We start from the raw sequence: 19988 nt of genomic DNA on the forward strand, positions 1-19988 counted from the left end.
CACAGTGCCCAGAATTTCGCCCGTTGCCGGGTTGTTGACCTTGATCGTCTGACCATTGTCCGCATCAACCCACGCGCCATCGATGAAGGCTTGCTGGCGGAACAACTGGGTGTCTTTAAGCTGCATGTCGGCTTTCCTTAACAGCACCGCGCACGCGCGGAGCAAATTATGATTGTAGAAAGGCGCCTGATAGGCTGCCGTCAGGGAAATCATTCACCGGGCTGAAGCACATAAATAGCGCACTGATTGAACTCGTGCGGTTCAGCACCCAGACAAGAGCGTTTGAAATCTCAAACGAATCCTAGGATCAAAGGGGGTAAAGGACAATAGGCTGTTCGAAAAAAAGAACGAAAACGACGCTTTTGCCCGTATTTTCTGATCAACGTAGCAAACACCCGTTACAGCTTTAAAAAAACGCAGGCGATTCAGCAGCATGGACGCCCGCAGTGCATATGAGTATCATGGCGCCCGCTGCACCAGTAGCTCAGCTGGATAGAGTACTGCCCTCCGAAGGCAGGGGTCGTGGGTTCGAATCCCGCCTGGTGCACCATATATAAAGCAAGGGCCCATGTGAAAACATGGGCCCTTTTTTGTTTCCAGGTTGTGCCAGCTTCGTGCATGGCCCGCGCCTCGCGATGAGCTTGCATCGCCTAGCGACCTCTTTTTTTGATCGCACCCGCTACCAAACCGTACGTAGCCGATAAATCAGAAACATAAGTACGTAAAAAGGCCTCATTGAAGACCTTTTCACATATTAACTGTTTTGTAGCATTCAATAATTTGCAGTAATGCTTTTCAGCCCATAGGTCAAACTTCTGCGGAGGCTTTTGAATTCGCCTGCTCCGCACCACTAACTTTTCGCAAATGCGCTTTATAACGCAGAAATAATTCGTCCCGGCATTTGGAAATGAATTGCTGATATGCCGTGATTGTGGCTTTCATGAAATGAATATTGCACCAAATCAGCCCGACGAACACGGCAACAGCTACAAAGGCCAAGTCCGTGGAATGCTTAGTGAGGGAGGCCAACAATAGAAGGTAAATTGCTCCAACCAGAACGGTTTGAATGAGCAAGGATTTTATTTGCGGTGCCTCACTTCCCGGAAACCCGGTGCATGCGGTATTGGTGTAAAAACAGAGGGGCTTTTTGGCCAGACGAGAAAATACCAGTTTAAGCCAAGATACCGGTATCATTACCCAACCAAGAAACAACATGCCCACTGATAGAATGCCCCCCGCCAACACAGCGTGTTCACTGACGGACTTGTAGGTGTATTCCACGTGAGTGTCGAAGTTTACTTCGAGCTTTCCTTGACCCTCGACCATCGCCACACCGATGTTGTGGCCAGGGCGGCCAGGCGACTCACCGGAGCTGCGATATTCCACTTCCTGCTGGCGCTCATGGTCATAGACCCAGGTTCGATGCGAGCTGTGAAGTGTGTTGTATGCAGTGGCCTTATCGTTCCCAAAGACATCTTTTGAGATGCCTACACTCGTCGTAGTATAGGACGTGTCATTGGCAGATAAAATCTTGCCGATCAGGAATGTCGCGGACCCGACGCCGTCCGAACTATCACGTTGCTGCGACCCACCCAAGTTAAAGTCGGCAAACTCCCCCCCACCTATCAGCTTTATTGCAATGGCCGGCACCAACGCAAGAAAAACGGAAAACATTAATTCTGGAAGGTTAAAGTCATAGTAAATGTACTCAGGCTTCAGCAGAAGAAATGCGACCAGCGTCGTTATGATCAATACGACATTTTTATTAAACTTCTTCCCCGCATAAAAACCGGCGGCAGTAAGTGCCGCTATTATCACAATGTTTCCAAACATGTTGCGCTCCAATATTCTTTAAATCATTGATTTGCCAGATTACAAGCGAAATATTTTTTATTCGACGGCGCTGGTGAGTTCAGGAGTGCCGAAACCTCTAAGTTCGGCATTTGACTGCTCAAAATAACCATTCCAGAAAATCTTGAGATTGCTGATCATCTTCCCGGAACGGTAGCCATCCTTGTTGGACTGAGGCACGAATGCCGCACCATGAACATAGATTCGCGCGCCCCCGAAATCTGCTAACAGGTTCTGCTTCTTAACTTTTTCAAGTTCAGCCGGGGCGCTGATGTCCCGAATGCGGTTCGAGGCATAGAAGCTGCCAAAGTCACTGTATTCCAGCATGTCGGACATCAGTAGGACGACCTGGTCGTTTGTGTCTTTGGCCTTGCTGATGTCGTTTGCGATTTCACGCAGGCTGAAAAGGATTTCGCTGCGCGGAATATCGGTGGTGGACGCCTTGATCGTGCCGGCGAATGCCTTGCCAAAGCGCTGAAAGAGCACCTGACGCTGTTGCGTCAGGCAGCCGTCGAACTTTTTCGCCGCCATAATCGGCACGTTCGGGATCGCCGCGGGATCAATAGGGCTTTCCAACTCACCCGCAAACTCAAGCTTGGTGTAGCGTCCGTTCAAGTAAGCACTGAAGCTGTAGAGACGAAGCTTGTCGCCAGGCCCCATGAACCGCTTGATGTGGTTCCAGGCGGTCTGTTGCAGGTCTCCGGTCAGTGGGGTCGTTTGATCGACGATGACCGTCAACAAGCGCCCTGAAGAGGGCGACTTGAACTCGGTCAGCTTGGTGATCTCGTAACAACTTGGCACGTCATTGCGTTCGGCAGCCAGCAGGACCACAGGGGCGAAGGCGAGCGCCGCCATAAGGGACTTGATCATGATCAACTAAGCTCCGCATCCAGCTTCTGGAGCTTGTATGCGCGACGGATGAGGGCGATATCAACACCTTTCTTCCCCGCTACATATTCCAGATCGTCTTCTTCAAAACCCATCAGGTTGCCCCACGCATGCGGATCGAAACCAGCTTGCGCAACGGCAGCAACCGGCTCGACAGGAGCGACAACAACCGTGGCAGCCAGTACTTCATGATGGGGTGATTCAGTTCTGACAGGCACTACGGCCTGTGCAGCTGCAACAACCGTTTCGGTGCCGTTGAGGCTGTTGATTCGAGCGCGAATTTCGGCAGCTTTGGCCATTGCGAGATCGGAACCAGCCTGATCACCCTTTCTGGCGAAATCCGCAGACTGCTTGTTGAGATTATCCAGAATGCCGCTCAATACATCCCGCTGGTCTTTAGCCATCTTCTCGGCGTGTTTGATGGCGAGGAAACGTTCAAAGGTGCGCTCATGCTTATTCGTTTCTTTCTGGTTGTTATCGTCACCAGAAATATGAAATTGCGCACTCAGTAGCGCTTGCAGGTTGCCAAGGGCGCGCTGAGCATCCACAGCGATGGATCGAGCAATTGTTTCGTGATGAGAGACAAACTCATCGGCGTTGGCAAAGCCTTTCGTGGCCTTCCAGGCTTCGCTCGAATGACTACCGGCAAAACCGCGGGAGTAGGCCATGATCGTCGATGTGAACTGAATGAAGCAGAACAAGGCGCTCAATACGGCGAAGGTGATCATCGAAGCGCGGTGCATCGAGTCGATCTGGTCTTGTGCACTTTTCGATACGGAAGCCTGTTTTACTGCCTTCATGTCATCGCCCAGATCAAAGCTTTCTGCATCTGGCGATGCCTGCTCCATGGACATGGAGGTCATCGGGTTCGCGACCAGCTCGGCTTCGGTCGCCTTCAGCGTCTCGGTCCGCACGGCAAAGGCAGCTATGGCAAGCCCCACAATGAACACCGAGTAGATGATCAAGTAGTTGAAGGACTTGCTCGGCTTGGCCGTGTCCCCTCCTACCTTGATGCGGTTCAGCAGCTGTTGGTAGGCCGGGCGGTCATCATCTTCAAAGGTTTTGTCTATATTCAGGCGATCCTTGCGGATGAAGTCACCGGCCGATCCGCTTTCGCGCATCGAGCTGTAGGCCATTACCTGATTGATCTTGTGGTTGGTATATAGCTGGTGACCACTCTTCTCGGACAGGTACAAACCAACAACCGAAATGACCAGGCCAATACCCCAGGCCGTAATCATCGCGGTATTTGGAGTAGCCATGGCCAGCACGTACGGAGCCAGCGCGTAACCGAAGGCCGAGGCCTCAACCACCATCAAGGTCAGGATCAATGCCCAAAGCAGCAGCCCTTTTTCCTTACGACCATCCTCATTGACCTTGAGAAGGTAGTCTTCAGCCTTTTTGTAGAACGTGCCGTCTTTGGAATGCTTTAGGTAGTAGTGATGGTAGGCACCGCAAAGCTCCGTTTCCGATTTCAGGAAGTGAGTCTGACTGTCCTGCTTGCCAGGGTTTTTTACCCAATAGCTGATTGTCCCGATCAAAGGAAAGCGATGGCGGGTGATCATCAATCCATAACGGACCTTTTCCCAATAGATCACTACGGGAATCATCATTATCAGGGTCGTGATAATGGGTACAACGATGTACCAATAGGCCGTCATGATTGTTTTTATGGTCTCGAGCATGTTGTCTTCCTTGGAGAATTACTGACGGCTAGGATCGAATGCAGCAACGAAAGCGGTGCCACCTTTGGGGTAGTAGATTTCGCCACCCGATGCTTGACCCGTGCGTTTGTCGAACACGATGTCCATGCACGATACCGGCGAGCTTTTCGCGTCGACCGAGAAGACTCGATACAGAACCTGGGTTTCACCGTCATAAGTATTTGCAGATGCCAGAACTCGACTGATCTGCTTCTCTTTAGCGGTCTTGTAGTTGGACTTGAAGGACATGAATGGTTGCTCGGCCAAGGTCGAATCCGCCTTCAGGATCGACACCGGACCAATACTCGCAAGGTGACCATTGACCAACTGAGCCCACGGACGCCCGTTCATGCCCGGCAGGAAGTCGCTGGTATCGACGTCATCAATCGACTTGCCAGTGCCCAGGTTCATGACTTCGCCTTCGGTACGTGGCATATCGGCGATGCAAGATCCGACAGGGGCGGATGCATAGGCGCTGGAAATCAGCGAGAACATAGACTTCTTGGGCACGATGGACTGCGCAAGAGCCGAGTTGCCATTGGTCACCGCGTGGCCGCCAAAGTCGATGCCACCCTTGCCGATAATTGCCAACGGCGAGGGTGCAGACGAGCTCTCCTGCGAAGAGGCACTTTCCTGCGAAATTGATGGGGAAACCGGTTTTTTGGTTTTCGCCTTTGCAGCGGCCATTGGTACTTGAGCGACAGCAGGCGAGGTCGCAATTTTTGAGGTCCTCACGGCGACGGCAGGCGCCGTTGCAGACTGCGTGCGAGTACCGTATTCAAGGTACTTGGTGTTGTTGCGTTCACTGCGAACCCGTTCGACCAACAACTTCTGGCTATCGATCTGCGACATCTCGACGCGACGGTTTTTTGCCCGCCCCGCTACCGTGCTGTTATCCGCGACAGGACGTGAAGATCCAGCGCCTTGGTAATAGATATCAGTGGGTTTGATGCCAGCTTCGGCCAGAATATTGCCGACAGCGCGCGCACGTTTTTCAGACAGACTTTGGTTGAATTGTGCTTCACCGGTGGAGTCTGTGTGGCCTACGACCAGAATTTTCATGTCACCCGCAGGCGCTTGCTGATTAAATTGCGCGGGCTTTGCCGACTGGGCTTTTTGAGCTTCTGCCATGGTTTCGGCGACTTTACGCAGTTGACGTACGCCTTCCGGGGTCAACTCGGCAGAGGCCGGGGCAAACATCGTCGAATCACGTGCCTGCGCCTCAATACCCACCGTGGCCCCTTCAGAAACACCACCGGCGACGGTATTGGTAACGATCTCTTTGACATCCATGTCCATGTGCTCAGCCTGAGCAATAGCCTGGAGACGTTTGACTCGACTTTGGTAGAGCATTGTTATGCCGCAACCAATACCGGCGCCAGCAAGAGCACCGACTTCCGGTTTACCCTTAGTGGCAACGGCAACCAACGCACCTGCTACCGCGCCAACAGCGCCGCCCACTGCGCAGGCTGTTGCCCCTGATGACTGACCCAACTGATGATCAATTGTGGAGCAGCCCGCGACCCCCATCGAAATCGCCACGGCGAGAGCAGTTGGCCTGAGAAACCCCTGTTTCAAAGTCATATTCAATCGTTCCTTCGCAATTAGGTCAGGCATTGGCCAGCCAACATTTTTGTTGGCCATCAGCTTGCCCGGTAGGTATCCCATTGATTGTTCATCACGCTTTTTTCGACGATGTCTGCTGGGAACTACGGGCGATATCATATTGGCATCACCGAAAAATCGAAATGTTTAGATTCATTTCTTTTTTGAGTTTGTCTGAAACGTCGCCCCGCCCCTCATTCACATGGGTTGCACGGAAACAATGGCCGTCGGAACTTGCGTGGAAGCCTGATGTTTGAGGGGCTTGGGTACCTGGAGAATTCCGTCGACGCGACTGCGGGCCGGTCTGAATGCCATCAGTACCATCGGGCATCTACTGGAACCGAAGAACTGAAAAAAATTGCGTAATTGGCTGGAGTGACGCTCACGCCTCCAGGCTTGGGAGGCCTGACAGCTGGCGTCTTTTCGGATCAAGCAAGAATTAAAAAGATTGTGACAAAGCACATCAACGACAGGGAAATCAGACTTCAGTACCCGGCCTCCCTGTTTCACCGTGAAACAGCAGTGATTACAACCCAAGAGCAATAACCTTGAACTAACCGTTGCAGTCCTTGTTCGGGTTACAGCATCTTGAAGGAAACGTCGAAGATCAAACGAAAACACCGAGGAGATTCGGGAGGTTGACCGCTTCGCAAAGCAAAAAAACCGCCAAGGCGGTTTTTTCATTCTGTCGTCCAATCAAACTCGTCGTACTCATCGTCATCATTCTCGTCGTCCTCAAAGAACTCCTCTTCAAGGTCGTCGCCTTCAACAACATCCTCTTCCGGCTGGTTCAGCAGAAAATCCTTGCGACTCTCGGTAATCGCTCGCCGTAGTTCTTCACCCTTTTGCGGGCAGTTGAGCATTTGGGCGATGCGGTCGATTTTTTTTGCCACGGCATCCTCCAACGCATCGGCTATAGCCTGATAGTGCGCGCTTTCGGGGGTGGATGCCAAATCCCAGCCATGCTGCGCACTTCAGTTTGCTGCAAATCAGCCTTTAGCGGTGATAGCGCCGTACCACGCTGCTGTTTCTCAGGACGTGGCCTTTGATTTTTTCCAGCAGCTGCGCACGGGTCAGGCCGGCGGGCAAAGCGTCCGGGGCCAGGTCCAGGGCGTAGATCTGGATGATGTAGTGGTGCGCGCTGTCGCCAACAGGCGGGCAAGGGCCGATGTAGCCGATGGTGTTTTGGCTGTTGGTACCGCCAACGCCCTCGAGGCCGGGTTTGCTTCCGGCACCGGCCGGGATCTGGTGGGTGCCGGCCTTGATGCCGTAATGCACCCACTGATCGATGCCCTGGCCTTTCTGGCCGTCCGGGTCGTGCATGACGATGGCGTAGCTTTGGGTGGCAGCCGGGCCGGCGTTCCAGTTCAATGCCGGGGAAATGTTGTGTCCGCCACAGCCCGCGGAATCGCTCGCAGCGGCCGAGGTGAACAGACGGTCATCGGAAACTCCGGGAATGTTCAGGGTGAAGCGTTCCTGGGCCTGCGCCGGGAACTGCACGCAAAGGGCGACAGCGGCGGCTGCGAGCCAAGCGTTGATTGAGGTCAATCGGGTCATACCGGAGCACCTTGTGCGTGTTGGGCCGTCGTCGGCGTGCAAACTATAGCCGGACCGTTCACGCCGTGGCAGGGGGGAATTGGCTGAACCTCGCGATAAGCACCAGACTCATAAGTAAACGTCTGTCTGGAGAGCAATCATGACTCTGCATCGCGTTGCGCGTGTCACCAATGTGCCCGAAGACCGGGGTCTGGAAGTGCAAGTCCAGGGCAGCAAGATTCTCCTGTTGCGGGCCGGTGAGCAACTTCGCGCTTATCAGGCCGAGTGCCCGCATGCCGGCGCCCCGCTGGCTGACGGTGCGGTATGCAACGGACGCCTGACCTGTCCGTGGCACAAGGCGCAGTTTAGGATCGAGGATGGCGGCCTGTGCGAACCACCAGCCCTGGACAGTCTCAAGCGCTATCCCCTCGAAATCCGTGACGGCGAAATCTGGGTCGGCGACCAGCCATTATCGGACGCCCACACGCCACCGGCCGACGATCCACGAACCTTCATCATTATCGGCGCTGGCGCGGCAGGCACGGCAGCAGCGGCGGCGTTGCGCGAGAAAGGTTTCGGTGGCCGGGTGCTGTTGATCGACCGCGAAGCCGATGCCGGATACGACCGCACCGCGCTGAGCAAATACGTGATCGCCGGGGAAATGCCGCCGCAGGAAGTCCCGCCGCTGCGCGACGAGGCGTTTTACCGGGAGCAGCGGATCGAGCGCCTGCAGGGCGAAGTCGCCAGCCTGGACGCATCAAACCGCACACTGCGGCTGACTGACGGCCAATCACTGACCTACGACGCCGCGCTGCTGGCCACCGGCGGCATACCCAAGCTGTTGACGCTGCCCGGCGCCGACTTGCCGCAGGTGTTCGTTTTACGCTCCAGAGCCCATGCACAGCAGATTCTGCACAGCGCCAGCGCCGGCCAACGGGTGGTGATCATCGGCGACAGTTTCATTGCCATGGAGTCCGCCTCGTCCCTGCGCCAGCTTGGCCTGGACGTGACTGTGCTGGCCCGCCACGCAGTGCCTTTTGCCAAACAGTTCGGCGAAACGGTCGGCAAGGCCATTCGCGCGCGACATGAAGCCCATGGCGTGATGTTTCATACCCAGGGCAATGCGGCGCAGATCGAAGGAACGGACAAGGTCGAAGCCGTGCGCCTGGACAACGGCCAACGCCTGGCGGCCGATCTGGTTCTGGTCGGCATTGGCGTCACACCAGCCACCGCCGCCTTCACCGGGCTGACGAAAGAGCAGGATCAGTCGCTGCGTGTCGACGGCGCAATGCGCGTGGCCGACAGCCTCTGGGCGGCTGGCGATATCGCCACCTTCCCGCTGAACAACCAATACGTGCGCATCGAACACTGGCGACTGGCCCAACAGCAGGCGCGGATCGCAGCGGCCAATATGCTGGGCGGGGACGAGCATTACCTCGACGTGCCGTTTTTCTGGACCTGGCATTTCGGCAAGACCTACGACTACCTCGGGCACGCCGAGGGCTGGGATGAAGTCGAGTTCAAGGGCGACCCTTACGATCCGCCCTTCATAGGCCTGTTCGGAAAAAATGGTGTGGTGTCCGCAGCGCTAGCCTGCGAGATGGACCGGGCCATGGCAATGCTTGCCGAGCGGATGAAACAACCCTTGCCCTGGGAAGAGGCATGGCGCCTGATCCGTGACACCCCCTAGGGACAGCAAAACGCCCGGCACCTGCGCGATGCAGAGGCCGGGCGTTTCCGGGTAAACGGCCGCCGTTATTCGGTGGCGCCAGTATCCGCAAACTTGCTCATGACAAAACCGGCAAACTCTTCGACGGTCATTTTCTGGCCGTTGAAGTCCACCTGATTGTTGGCGTAACGCAAGTTGGTGACGATGTTGTTGCCGTCCAGTTTTGCCAGTTGGCTGCCGACCGCCATGCTGCTGAACATGTCTGCGGTTGCAGTGGCCTGATCGGCAATCAGCTTGGCGTCGGTCTGACCGTCAATTTGCGATTGCACGGTGAGCACGTCGACCAGCATGGGTTTGGACACTAGCAGTTTGAAGTCCAGCAATGCGATCAACTGCCTGACCAACTGATCGGTCGGCAGATCGATGGCTTGTGGCTTGGTCAGGTCGAGCACCATGTTGGCGCGGCTCTCGCCATTGGCGGTGTTGAACGACAGGTTTTCCAGGGCCACTTGCGGCCCGGCAGCCAGCAGTTTTTCCAGGCTGGACTTGAGCAGCGCTTCTTCGGCTTCGGTCAGTTTCAGCTCCGGTGCCGGCAGGCCCGCTGCCGTCGCTTCGGCCGCCTCACGCTCATACGGCTGCAGTTTGCTCTGGTAGACCTGCATCAACGACATCGTGGCCGGAATGTCGAGGTTCTTCACGCTCATGACCAGCGCACCGGAGCCGATGGCCTTGCCGTTCAGGGACACTTCGCCAACTTTGTAATCGGCACGCCCGGACGCGTTGCTGCCCTTTTCTTCCGTCAGGTTTTTCATCTCGAATTTCTTGAAGTCCAGCACCGACTGCTTGACGCCAAAAGTCGATTTGCCGCTGGCCAGTTCAAGGACGTTCTCGCCGACATAGAAACCGTAGGTACTTTTGGTCAGGTTGCTGGCCAGGGTCAGGCCGTTCAACTCAACCTGAACCGGTGCCTGGTCTTCGGAAACGGTGGTCACTTTCAGGCTGTCCATGTAGCCGTTGGCCTTGACCTTCTGCGCCTTGGCGCTGGCATCGACGTCCATGCTCAGGCCAGAGAATTTCATGCTCGACTTGTCATCCAGCGCCATTTCCAGCGGCTGCAACTCGAAGGTGCCATTGGTGGCATTGTCATAGCCGATGTTGACCACGCCGGTCAGTGGAGATTTGTCCTTGGCGGCGGCAAACCACTTCTCGGTGAGCGGGGTCTTTTCCAGTTCGTAGTGACTGGTCGCCAGGACTGGCAGCCACTTCAGCGACATCAGCCGCGAGAACGGCAACGGGCCGTGTTCGATGTGATCGACAAACAGCAACTCGGCCGGCGCTTCGCCGAACATTTCACCTTCGCCCTTGAGACGATAGTGCGCGGTGCTGCTGAATACATGACGCTCCAGCGATACCAGCTCCAGCGACGCCGTGCCGTTGGAACCGACCATGGCTGCTTGCAGCTCCTTGTTGGCATCGGCAATCGAGGTGTTCAACACACCTTCGAGTTTGGTGCCGGTGAACCAGGCTCCGCCTGCGCTGATGGCACCGATTGCGACAACAATTCCCAGTAGCACGCCTGCTGATTTGTTCATGTATGACCCGTTCAATGTCCGTTGTTGAAAGTGTGGTCGTCTTCCCTGAACCCATGACGGGTTGCGGCTCGACTGCGCTGAAAGTGGAATGCAGATTAGCATCAGGCGCGACGAACGGCCCAATGATTAAAGGTGAAAGAGTGTCTTGGGGGGGCGCAGGGTTCGAAATTTTCGCTGTGCATTCAATCGCCTTCGCGAGCAAGCCCGCTCCCACAGGGGAATGCATTCCAATGTGGGAGCGGGCTTGCTCGCGAAGGCGTCAGAACAGCCAACACAAAATCAGGAGTATTGGACTTCGATCTCGTCCAGTTGATGATCAAAGCTTTTAAGCCGCGCCGTCCAGGTGTACACCAGCACTTCGAAGTCGCGGTTGATCACCGCTCCGCCCGTCACTTCCGCGCGTGGGTCGCAGACGTCCAGTTGATAGCGTTCACGGGCCATGGCCGTAGCGACATCGGCTAGCTCCCGGGCATTGCTGAGCCAGTGCCGACCGTCGTCAGCCACCTGCCGGTCCAGCGCCAGGCATTGTTTTTTCAGGGTTTCGAGGCTTTTTTCCAGCGGCGTGCCGGTCAATTCGCCCATGACTTCCTGAAACGTGCGCCCCGGTTGCCAGTAACTGCCCCAGAAATAACGGTCGAACACCGTTTCGACACGACGCAACGCCACCTTGGTATCCCAGATCAGGACCAGGGTCTTGCCTTGTTCGAGTTGTCTTTTTTTGATGCGCTGATTCTGGACCGACGCCCAGGCCACCACCGCAACGGACATCACGGCTATCAACGCGACGGCACTGTCGAGGAACGCCAGAGCCTTGTCGATCTGGTGGGCCAGCATGACGCCGTAGAAATAGGTGGCCGACAGCAGCACCAACGCCACGATGGCGCACCAGAAGCCGAGAGCATAAGGGTTTTTCATTGTTGGTTTCCCCCTGACCTGCGCGAGCCTTGTGCGAAGAAAGGGCGCTTTGCACGAGGCGCCCTTCCAACACTTCAAAGCATAGCAACGGCCTCAGGGTTTGCCGGAGTTCGACGCTTGCGTTCGTCCGCTTTCCCATCCGCCGCCCAACGCCAGGAACAAATCGATCTGGCTGGCGGCAACCTGGGTGTTGGCAGCGGCCAATTGCGCCGTGACATCCGTGTAGGTGCGGGTCGCTTGCAGGTCCGCCAGGAATGATTCGCGGCCGGCCTGGAAGAAGCGATGGGTCTGTTCAGCCGCCAGTTTTGCCGATTGCTCGGCATCGGCCAGGGCGTCGCGGCGTTGCAGCAAGGCCGTGTATTGGGCAAGGCTGGTCTGGGTTTCACGAATCGCGTTGAGCACCACCCCATCGAAATGCGCCAGCGTCGCCTGGGTCACCGCTTCGGCTTCGCGGATGCGCGCCCGGGCGCCGTTGGTCGGCACCTTCCAGGTCAGCGACGGGCCGAAGCCCCAGCGGTTGGTCGACGGGTCGCCGAGATCGTCGAGGATACCGACGGTACCGATGGTCGCGCCGATACTGATATTCGGGTACAGCTCACCCGTGGCGACACCGATACCGGCCGTCGCAGCCGCCAGCCGCCGCTCGGCCTGCCGCACATCGGGGCGACGCTTGAGCAACGCGGCGCCATCGCCCACCGGGACCAATTGCGCGATTTTCGGCAGCTCGTCGCAGGTGACGGTGCCGGCCGGCAGTTGATCCACCGGCTTGGCCAGCAACATCGACAGGCGATACAGCCCGGACTGACGTGAGGCCTCATAGCGCGGCATGTCAGCGCGCAGGGATTTGAATTGGGTTTGCGAGCGGGTGACCTGGGTTTCATCGCCACGCCCAGCATCGCGCAGGCGCTGGATCAGTGTGGTGCTTTGCGCTTGCAGGTCGAGGGAGTGCTGGGCGATTTCCCGCTCTTCATTGGCCGCGCACACCTGGGTGTAGGCCCGTACCACGTCGGCCACCACGGTGATGCGTGCCGTATCGGCGGCGGCCTGCGTCGCATCGGCATTGGCCTTGGCCGCTTCGATACCGCGTTGCAAGGTCCCGAACAGGTCGAACTGGTAGGACGCGCTGATGCCGATGTCGCCAATGTTGGCCACCGGCACTTTTTCCGGTAGCAGGAACGCCTGGCCGGACTCCTGCAAGCGCTGGGCGCCCATCTGCACGCCGCCGCTCCAGCCGCCCGCCGCTTCAGCCTCATCCACCTGAGCGCGAGACCGCGACAGGCTGGCTGCCGCCACGCGCAAATCGGTGTTGGAGGCCATGGCCTGCTGTACCAGCTGGTCGAGTCGCGGGTCCTTGTACAGGCGCCACCAATCGGCTGGCACCGGTGCGGACACCACCGTTTTGCCATCGACCGCCAGATCGCCCTGGATATCTGGACGATGGACAGCCGCCTCTTCGGGCAAGTGATAATCCGGCCCGACCATCTGACACGCCGACAGCAGCAAACCCAAACCGGCGACCGCCAAACCCGAGGCCTTGCTCATTGCGCCGGCTCCCGTTGCTGATCGTCGATGATCGATACCGTGGCGGTGCGCCCGGCGATCATGCGGAAATCCGCCGGCACGTCATCGAAGGCGATGCGCACCGGAATCCGCTGGGCCAGGCGCACCCAACTGAAGGCCGGGTTGACGTTGGGCAGCAGGTTGTTGCCGCTGGTGCGGTCGCGGTCTTCGATACCGGCAACGATGCTCTCTACGTGCCCGCGCAAGCGCGCATTATCGCCGATCACCCGGATGTCGACGCTCTGGCCGATATGGATGCCGTTCAGTTTGGTTTCTTCGAAATAGCCGTCGATGTGAAACGAATTACTGTCGACCACCGACAACACCGGACGCCCGGCGCTGACGAACTCCTGGGCCCGTGGCGCACGGTCGTTGACGTAGCCGTCCACCGGGCTGCGGATCACCGAGCGGTCGAGGTTCAGCTGCGCGCTGTCCACCGCCACCTGGGCTTCCATCAAGGCCACTTGGGCGCGGGCCACTTTCGACTGGCTTTCTTCCAGTTGCTCAGCCGGCACCAGGTTACCGAGGCCTTTGTTTCGCTTGGCCTCACGCTGGGCCTGGGCCAGGGTTTCTTCGCGGTCGGCGACAGCCGCTTTCGCTTGGCGCAGTGCCAGCTTGAAGCGGTCCGGATCGATGCTGAACAGCACCTGGCCGCGCTTGACCAACTGGTTGTCGCGCACCTCCACTTGCTGGATCAACCCGGAAACATCCGGCGCGATTTGCACGATGTCGGCACGGATGTGCCCATCGCGGGTCCAGGGCGCGAACATGTAATACATCACCATGCGCCAGACCACGACCACGGCGAAGCTCACGATCAGCAGGGTCAGCACCACGCGACCAAGGGTTAGAAAGGGTTTTTTCATGTCATCAGGTATCGACTGAGTGAGTCCACGGCGCCAAGCAGCAGGGCGTAGAGGGCCACGTTGAACAATGCCCGGTGCCAGACCAGACGGTAAAAGTGCAGGCGCGTCAGCACCCCGTGCACCAACAGGTACAACACATAGGTAATGCCCATCAGCACCAGCAGCGTGGGCAGAAACACCCCGCTGACATCCAGATCACCGATCATAAAGGCGCTCCATCAATGCCATGGGGAAGCGGTTCTTCGGGTTCGGCGGCACCGACGAATTCGACACCGGGCAGCAATGCCAGGCGCAGGCCGCTCAGGGCGTGCAGCAAATGCCGGCGGGTTTCGTCATCGCCGGCACCGCTGAGGGCACGACGCGTGCGGTCGAGGGTCATCAGCAGCGGGCTCGGTGCCGGCAAGCGCTCACCGGCCTTGAGACAGGCCTTGAAGTACTCGCCAACCTCGGCCACCACCTGGCGCAGCAGCACCTGCGGCACACCGAGGACCCGCGGCGTATGGGCGAGCAGGTCCAGTAGATTCAATGCCACCCGCACTTCCCGCAGGGCCACGCCGGAGTCCTGGCCGGTCATGGCCAGGCGCGGCAGGTGCTGCATCAGCCGATCGAGCATCTTTATGCCCAACAGCCGATGTTCGGACAACGTGGCCGGCTCGGAGAGGCCGACAATGTCACGCCAGCTGAAACGGGTCAGGCGCTTGGCCGCCAGCTCGGCCCCGAACGGCCGGGCGATCAGGGTCCAGATGAACGCGAACAGCAGCCCCATGGGACCGGCCAGGTTGGAGTTGGCGAAACTGAGGAAGTCGGCGTCGTAGGCACCCTGAATGCTGATGAAGGACGAGGTGTTGACCAGGGTCAGCAGCATGCCCAGGTAAAACTGCGGCTTGACCGTCAGGGTGCCGACACAAATGAACGGCACGGCAAACGCCAGCACCAGCATCGGAAAGTCATGCAGGTTGGGCAGCACCAGAAACAGATAAAGGCTGGCGAACACCACCGACATCGCCGTCCAGAAAAAGAACCGGTAAATCTGCGGCGCCGGGTCGTCCATCGAGGCGAAGAAGCTGCACGCCACAGCCGCCAGGATCACGGCGCTGCCGCCATCGGTCCAGCCGAGCAGAATCCACAACACCGAGGCCACGATAATCGCGGTGACGGTGGAAGCCGCGGAATACAACATCAGGCCGCGATCCAGAAACGGGGACAGCCGCCCCAGCCGCCAGTGCCGATACACTGCGCGCCAGCTGTCCTGGCTTTCGCACTGGATGGCGTACTGCAGGCTGCGGCAGTCCTGCCACAAATCGATCCACTCGCCGAGACGATAAATCGCATTGGAGAACAGCAGCTGCTTGCGGTCATCCAGCGCTTCGGGGGCGGGTTGCAGGGCTTCCAGTTGATCCTTGAGTGCTTGCCAACGGTCGAGGTCGGCATCCTTGTGCTCGAGCCATTCGGTGGTGGCCGTCAGCAACGGCGCGAACTTGTCCACAAGCTCGGGCGTACGTCGTTCCAGGGCATAAAGCGCGTCGTCGAGAGCGTCGACTACCGGCAGCAGGTGAATCATCCGCCCACGCAACTCCTTGGTATTGCGCACCGTCTGCGGACGCGATCCTTCGTGGGGTAACTGACCGATCATCAACTCCAGGGAGTTGAAGGTGGCGACCATCGATGCGCGCAACGCGCTGACTTCTTCCGGCTGCACGTTACGACTGAGGAAGCGCAGGCTGTAGGTCGATGCATCGGTAAACCATTTGCTCACCGAATCATTGAACACCGGCGCCAGGCGTCGCGGCCAGAACATGGCACCGACCACCGCCGCTACGACGATGCCCAGAAAGATTTCTTCGGTCCGCGCCTCGGCCACGTCCCACACCCCCAGCGGGTTGTTCACCACCGGCAGGGCGATCAACGGCAAGGTGTAGCCGGCGAGCATCAAGGCGTAGTTGTTCGCGGTGCGCAAATGCAGGGACAGAAACAGCAGCGTGCCGGTCCACAGTGCAATCACCACCACCAACACGTAGGGGCTCTGCACGAACATCGGCACGAACAGAACCGCCGCCGCCGCGCCGATAAAGGTGCCGACTGCCCGGTACAACGCCTTGGAACTGGTAGGGCCGAGAAACGGGCTGGAAACGATGTACACCGTGGCCATCGCCCAGTACGGACGCGGCATTTGCATGAGCAGGGCGATGTACAGCGCGATCATCGATGCGGCAAAGGTGCGAACCCCGTAGAACCAGTCTCGCGCCGGGGGCATGCCTGCGAAAAATCCGTTCAAGAGTTGGCCACCGATGGCGGCGTGGCCGCTTCAAAAGCTCTCAGTACCCGCAGCGTAGCTTCCAGATCACTCTGGTCAATGCCTTCCAGGACCTCCTGGCGCAAGCGCACCAGCTCCACTTCGACCGCCTGCACCAGCTCCCGGCCGGTTTCGGTCAGGCTCAGGCATTTGGCGCGACGGTCCTGCGCATCTTCGGTCCGGCAGACGTAACCGGAATGGCACAGTTGATCCAGCAGGCGCACCAGCGATGGACTCTCCATCCCTGCGGCTTGCGCCACCGTCACCTGACGCACGCCCTCGCCCAGGCGCCCGATCATCAACAGCGGAACGGCGCAGGCTTCGGAGATGCCATAGTTGACCAGCGTGGTCTGGCAGATTTTGCGCCAATGCCTGGCGGCCACCACCATGGCGCTGCTGATGTTCATCTGGAGAACGTCGAGGTTGTTCGGCACGAGGGAAAACACACACTGTTAGTTTGCTAACTATCAATATTGCATTGGAGAGGATTTTCCGTCAAGTTTTGAAACATATTGGCTGCCATCCGTCGTGAAGCCATAGAGGTGAACCAGCCAACGTACTGAAGATGTATATACTTTGTCATTACGACAACCGAGAAGGCAGCCATGTCGAAACAAGCCGTTTTTACAATGAAACTTGAGTCTGAATTGCGTGAACAGTTCATGGCAGAGGCAGACGCCGCTCATCGCCCCGCCTCGCAAATCGTCCGGGAAATGATGCGTCAGTTTGTTCAAACCCAACGGGAGGCTCGCGAGTACGAAGCATTCCTGCAGCGCAAGGTCGACACCGCACGCGCTTCGATGCGCGCCGGCGACGGGCTGACAAATGAAGAAATCGAGGCAGAGTTCGCTGCCAGGCGCAGGCGGGCCGAGCGACAAGAATGAAAATAATATGGACGAAAGACGCAGCACAGGACCGTGCAGACATTTGGGATTACCTGCATGCCGTTAACCCGAAGGCAGCCATCGACATGGACAACCGGTTCAGCGATGCACTATTCCGGCTTGCCCAATACCCGGAAAGTGGCCCTGCCGGGATCATTTCAGGCACTCGCGAGCTGATTCCACATCAGAGTTACCGCATTGTTTATGAACAGGGGCTGGACGCCATCTGGATACTCGCCCTGGTCCATACCTCTCGACAGTGGCCGCCCGGACGATGACGGTTCACACCCCCCGCCCCTTCCTCAACATCACATCCAGTTGATCCACCACCTCCGCCCAATCCGCGTCATCGAGAATCTCGTCTCGCAGAAGCTCCGCCTGGCTCGGGCTCCAGAAAAATGCATCCGCAAGGTGCAGTTCCGGTTTGAGCGGTGAATGGGTGGCGATGAATTTATCGATGCTTTCGGCGTCGTCCGGCAGACCGAGTTGTTTGAACAGGGATGGCAGGTTGTGGGTCGGGCTTTCCATGTTGAACTCCTGGGGATCAATTTAGGGGGACCGCTGCGCGGTCAATCGCGGGCAAGCCCGCTCCCACAGGTTTTGTGATTGACACCAAACCCTGTGGGAGCGGGCTTGCCCGCGAAGACGTCAGCATTGACGAAACAAAACTCAATGACTCAACTCCCGCACCTCCGCATGCGGCACCATTTTCAGGAACTCGGGCATGTCCATACGCACCAGGTTGACGTGGTTGCCGGCCTCCAGATAGATGTCTTTCTGCCGGGTCAGCAGCGGGTCGATCACCACTTCCAATCCATAGGACTCACCCAGCGCCGGTACGGCACCGCGTTCGCAATCGTCGAACAGGTGCGCCAGGTTGCTTTCCCGGGAAACCTGCCACTCACCGCTGCTGCGGACCTTGCTCAGGTCAAGGTGACGGCTGGCGGGCAGCACGGCCATCAGATAGTGCCCATGGTGATCGTCGAGGATCACCGATTTGGCCACCCGTTCGGCAGGAATACCGGCGACCCGTGCCGTTTCGAGGCTGCTGGCCGAGTGGGGGTGGCTGACGATGTCATATTCGCATTGAGCCTTTTCCAGGCTTCGCTGCACGGTTCTTGCCATACGCATGATGCACCTCGGTGTCCGCCGTGATCGCTGGCAGACGATGGTTAAAGCGTTGCTTGCGTAGTAAAAGTCTAGGCCCGCCGGCGTGATCCGGCGGGAAATCCGCCCATCGGCCGACGACGACAATTGAGCAAAATTCATACAGGCCGAGGCTCAACTAAACTGTACTCAGAGCCACTCCACGACTCTCCCGGAGGGTCAGGTGAACACGCGTTGTTGTGCGGTTGCGTTGCTGTTGGCGTTGAGCGGATCGGCCTGCGCTGCCGACACGGTGGTGTTGCTGGTGCCCAATCCCGTGGGGATCTGGCTGATCACCTTCGGCATCGCATTCCTGATCGCCGAGGCGGCCCTGCCCAATTACGGCGTGATCGGCCTGGGCGGCATCGTGATGTTCGTGATCGGCGCGGTGATCCTGTCCAACACCGAAGTGCCCGTGCCGTTGATGATCGGCCTGGCAGTGGTCAGTGCGCTGCTACTGATCTACCTGGTGATTCACGCCTTGAAAACCCGACCCCGCCACACCGTCAGCGGTGATGCCGGGCTGCTTGGCAGCGTGACGGCAGTGACGTCATTGCAGGCCGGCAACGCCTATGGCGGCTGGGTGCATCTGCAAGGAGAACAATGGCAGGTACTCAGCGCAACGCCGCTGCAACCCGGGCAACGGGTGCGGGTGGTGGGGCGCAAGGGCTTGCTGCTGCAAGTGGCCGCGGCTGACGCGGCGCCGGGCGGAGAATAGTCATGGGTTTGCAATTGGGTCTTGTCGCGCTGCTGCTGTTGCTCATCGCACTGGCGGGGTCGACGTTCCGCATCCTGCGCGAGTACGAGCGCGGGGTGGTGTTCCAGCTCGGGCGCTTCTGGCAGGTCAAGGGCCCCGGCCTGATCCTGCTGATTCCGGTGGTCCAGCAAATGGTCAGAGTCGACTTGCGCACCGTGGTGCTGGACGTACCGCCGCAAGACGTGATCACCCGCGACAACGTGTCGGTCAAGGTCAACGCGGTGCTGTATTTCCGCGTGCTCGATCCGCAGAAAGCCATCATTCAGGTCGAGGATTTCCTGGCCGCCACCAGCCAATTGGCGCAAACCACGTTGCGGGCGGTGCTGGGTAAACACGAACTGGACGAACTGCTGGCCGAACGCGAGCGGTTGAACCTGGATATCCAGCAAGTACTCGACGCCCAGACCGACGCCTGGGGCATCAAGGTCGCCAACGTCGAGATCAAGCACGTGGACCTCAACGAATCGATGGTCCGCGCTATTGCCAAGCAGGCCGAAGCCGAACGGGAACGGCGCGCCAAGGTGATCCACGCCGAAGGCGAATTGCAGGCCTCGGAAAAACTCATGCAGGCCGCCGAAATGCTGGGCCGCCAACCGGGGGCCATGCAACTGCGCTACATGCAGACCCTGAGTTCGATTGCCGGCGACAAGAGCTCGACCATCGTCTTTCCGTTGCCGATCGAGTTGCTCAAGGGCATGGCTGACTTGTCGCCAAAACCCTGAG

The 19988-nt window shown here is 58.2% G+C and carries 20 protein-coding genes, 1 tRNA gene and 1 pseudogene; 6 read left to right on the forward strand and 16 right to left on the reverse strand.

What is annotated here, in order from left to right:
- Positions 1-126 (reverse strand): annotated as a pseudogene (locus KW846_RS28825) (aldehyde dehydrogenase); the annotation flags it as partial.
- 347 nt (positions 127-473) lie between these two features.
- Here KW846_RS28825 and KW846_RS28830 point away from each other — a divergent pair.
- A tRNA-Arg gene (locus KW846_RS28830) sits at positions 474-550 on the forward strand.
- Positions 551-807: 257 nt separating this feature from the next.
- Here the strand turns inward: KW846_RS28830 and KW846_RS28835 are convergent.
- The 6 genes from KW846_RS28835 to KW846_RS28860 all read right to left on the reverse strand — a co-directional run bounded on the left by KW846_RS28835 (position 808) and on the right by KW846_RS28860 (position 7604).
- On the reverse strand, positions 808-1833 hold the full coding sequence (locus tag KW846_RS28835; RefSeq protein ID WP_218486347.1) for a hypothetical protein: 1026 nt from the start codon (positions 1831-1833) through the stop codon (positions 808-810).
- Between the two features lie 57 nt (positions 1834-1890).
- Positions 1891-2721, reverse strand: coding sequence for a hypothetical protein (locus KW846_RS28840; RefSeq protein ID WP_218486348.1), 831 nt, complete (start codon positions 2719-2721; stop codon positions 1891-1893).
- Positions 2722-2723: 2 nt separating this feature from the next.
- Positions 2724-4424 (reverse strand): hypothetical protein, encoded by a 1701-nt coding sequence (locus KW846_RS28845; protein ID WP_218486349.1) that lies wholly within the window; start codon positions 4422-4424, stop codon positions 2724-2726.
- A gap of 18 nt (positions 4425-4442) precedes the next feature.
- Entirely contained in the window at positions 4443-6167 is a 1725-nt protein-coding gene (locus tag KW846_RS28850; protein WP_218486350.1) for an OmpA family protein, read from the reverse strand.
- A 560-nt stretch (positions 6168-6727) separates the two neighbouring features.
- A complete protein-coding gene (locus KW846_RS28855) occupies positions 6728-7000 on the reverse strand; it encodes a hypothetical protein (protein ID WP_256356903.1) in 273 nt (90 codons plus the stop codon).
- 43 nt (positions 7001-7043) lie between these two features.
- Positions 7044-7604, reverse strand: a complete 561-nt coding sequence (locus tag KW846_RS28860; protein WP_218475562.1) for a YbhB/YbcL family Raf kinase inhibitor-like protein — start codon at positions 7602-7604, stop codon at positions 7044-7046.
- Between the two features lie 139 nt (positions 7605-7743).
- On the opposite strand from KW846_RS28860, the gene KW846_RS28865 reads away from it, so the two are divergent.
- Positions 7744-9273 carry an apoptosis inducing factor family protein gene (locus KW846_RS28865; RefSeq protein ID WP_218486351.1) on the forward strand — a complete coding sequence of 510 codons (1530 nt, stop codon included), beginning with the start codon at positions 7744-7746 and terminating at the stop codon, positions 9271-9273.
- Positions 9274-9338: 65 nt separating this feature from the next.
- Here the strand turns inward: KW846_RS28865 and KW846_RS28870 are convergent, their stop codons facing one another.
- The 7 genes from KW846_RS28870 to KW846_RS28900 form a co-directional block, all read right to left on the reverse strand.
- Positions 9339-10844, reverse strand: coding sequence for a YdgA family protein (locus KW846_RS28870; RefSeq protein ID WP_218486352.1), 1506 nt, complete (start codon positions 10842-10844; stop codon positions 9339-9341).
- 279 nt (positions 10845-11123) lie between these two features.
- Positions 11124-11759: a hypothetical protein gene (locus KW846_RS28875; RefSeq protein ID WP_007975635.1), complete on the reverse strand. Its 636-nt coding sequence runs from the start codon at positions 11757-11759 to the stop codon at positions 11124-11126.
- Positions 11760-11852: 93 nt separating this feature from the next.
- Positions 11853-13301 carry an efflux transporter outer membrane subunit gene (locus KW846_RS28880; protein WP_218486353.1) on the reverse strand — a complete coding sequence of 483 codons (1449 nt, stop codon included), beginning with the start codon at positions 13299-13301 and terminating at the stop codon, positions 11853-11855.
- On the reverse strand, positions 13298-14185 hold the full coding sequence (locus KW846_RS28885) for an HlyD family secretion protein (protein WP_218486354.1): 888 nt from the start codon (positions 14183-14185) through the stop codon (positions 13298-13300). The genes KW846_RS28880 and KW846_RS28885 overlap by 4 nt, the downstream gene beginning before the upstream one ends.
- A complete protein-coding gene (locus tag KW846_RS28890) occupies positions 14182-14391 on the reverse strand; it encodes a DUF1656 domain-containing protein (protein ID WP_007975639.1) in 210 nt (69 codons plus the stop codon). The genes KW846_RS28885 and KW846_RS28890 overlap by 4 nt, the downstream gene beginning before the upstream one ends.
- Entirely contained in the window at positions 14388-16460 is a 2073-nt protein-coding gene (locus KW846_RS28895) for an FUSC family protein (RefSeq protein ID WP_218486355.1), read from the reverse strand. The genes KW846_RS28890 and KW846_RS28895 overlap by 4 nt, the downstream gene beginning before the upstream one ends.
- Entirely contained in the window at positions 16457-16885 is a 429-nt protein-coding gene (locus KW846_RS28900; RefSeq protein ID WP_033047983.1) for a MarR family winged helix-turn-helix transcriptional regulator, read from the reverse strand. The genes KW846_RS28895 and KW846_RS28900 overlap by 4 nt, the downstream gene beginning before the upstream one ends.
- 198 nt (positions 16886-17083) lie before the next feature.
- Between KW846_RS28900 and KW846_RS28905 the strand changes: the two genes are divergently transcribed.
- Both KW846_RS28905 and KW846_RS28910 read left to right on the forward strand, forming a co-directional pair.
- Entirely contained in the window at positions 17084-17362 is a 279-nt protein-coding gene (locus KW846_RS28905; protein ID WP_218486356.1) for an antitoxin of toxin-antitoxin stability system, read from the forward strand.
- A complete protein-coding gene (locus KW846_RS28910; RefSeq protein WP_218486357.1) occupies positions 17359-17640 on the forward strand; it encodes a type II toxin-antitoxin system RelE/ParE family toxin in 282 nt (93 codons plus the stop codon). The genes KW846_RS28905 and KW846_RS28910 overlap by 4 nt, the downstream gene beginning before the upstream one ends.
- 4 nt (positions 17641-17644) lie before the next feature.
- On the opposite strand, the gene KW846_RS28915 is transcribed toward KW846_RS28910, so the two are convergent.
- Positions 17645-17890, reverse strand: coding sequence for a DUF2789 domain-containing protein (locus KW846_RS28915; RefSeq protein ID WP_007975644.1), 246 nt, complete (start codon positions 17888-17890; stop codon positions 17645-17647).
- A 141-nt stretch (positions 17891-18031) separates the two neighbouring features.
- On the reverse strand, positions 18032-18493 hold the full coding sequence (locus tag KW846_RS28920; protein WP_007975646.1) for an aminoacyl-tRNA deacylase: 462 nt from the start codon (positions 18491-18493) through the stop codon (positions 18032-18034).
- Positions 18494-18692: 199 nt separating this feature from the next.
- Between KW846_RS28920 and KW846_RS28925 the strand changes: the two genes are divergently transcribed.
- Positions 18693-19226: an NfeD family protein gene (locus tag KW846_RS28925; protein WP_218486358.1), complete on the forward strand. Its 534-nt coding sequence runs from the start codon at positions 18693-18695 to the stop codon at positions 19224-19226.
- A 2-nt stretch (positions 19227-19228) separates the two neighbouring features.
- Positions 19229-19987 (forward strand): slipin family protein, encoded by a 759-nt coding sequence (locus KW846_RS28930; protein WP_116582504.1) that lies wholly within the window; start codon positions 19229-19231, stop codon positions 19985-19987.
- Position 19988 lies beyond the last annotated feature (1 nt).

Origin of the sequence: Pseudomonas sp. PDM32 (genome assembly GCF_019219225.1) — a bacterium.
Taxonomy (GTDB): domain Bacteria; phylum Pseudomonadota; class Gammaproteobacteria; order Pseudomonadales; family Pseudomonadaceae; genus Aquipseudomonas; species Aquipseudomonas laurylsulfatiphila.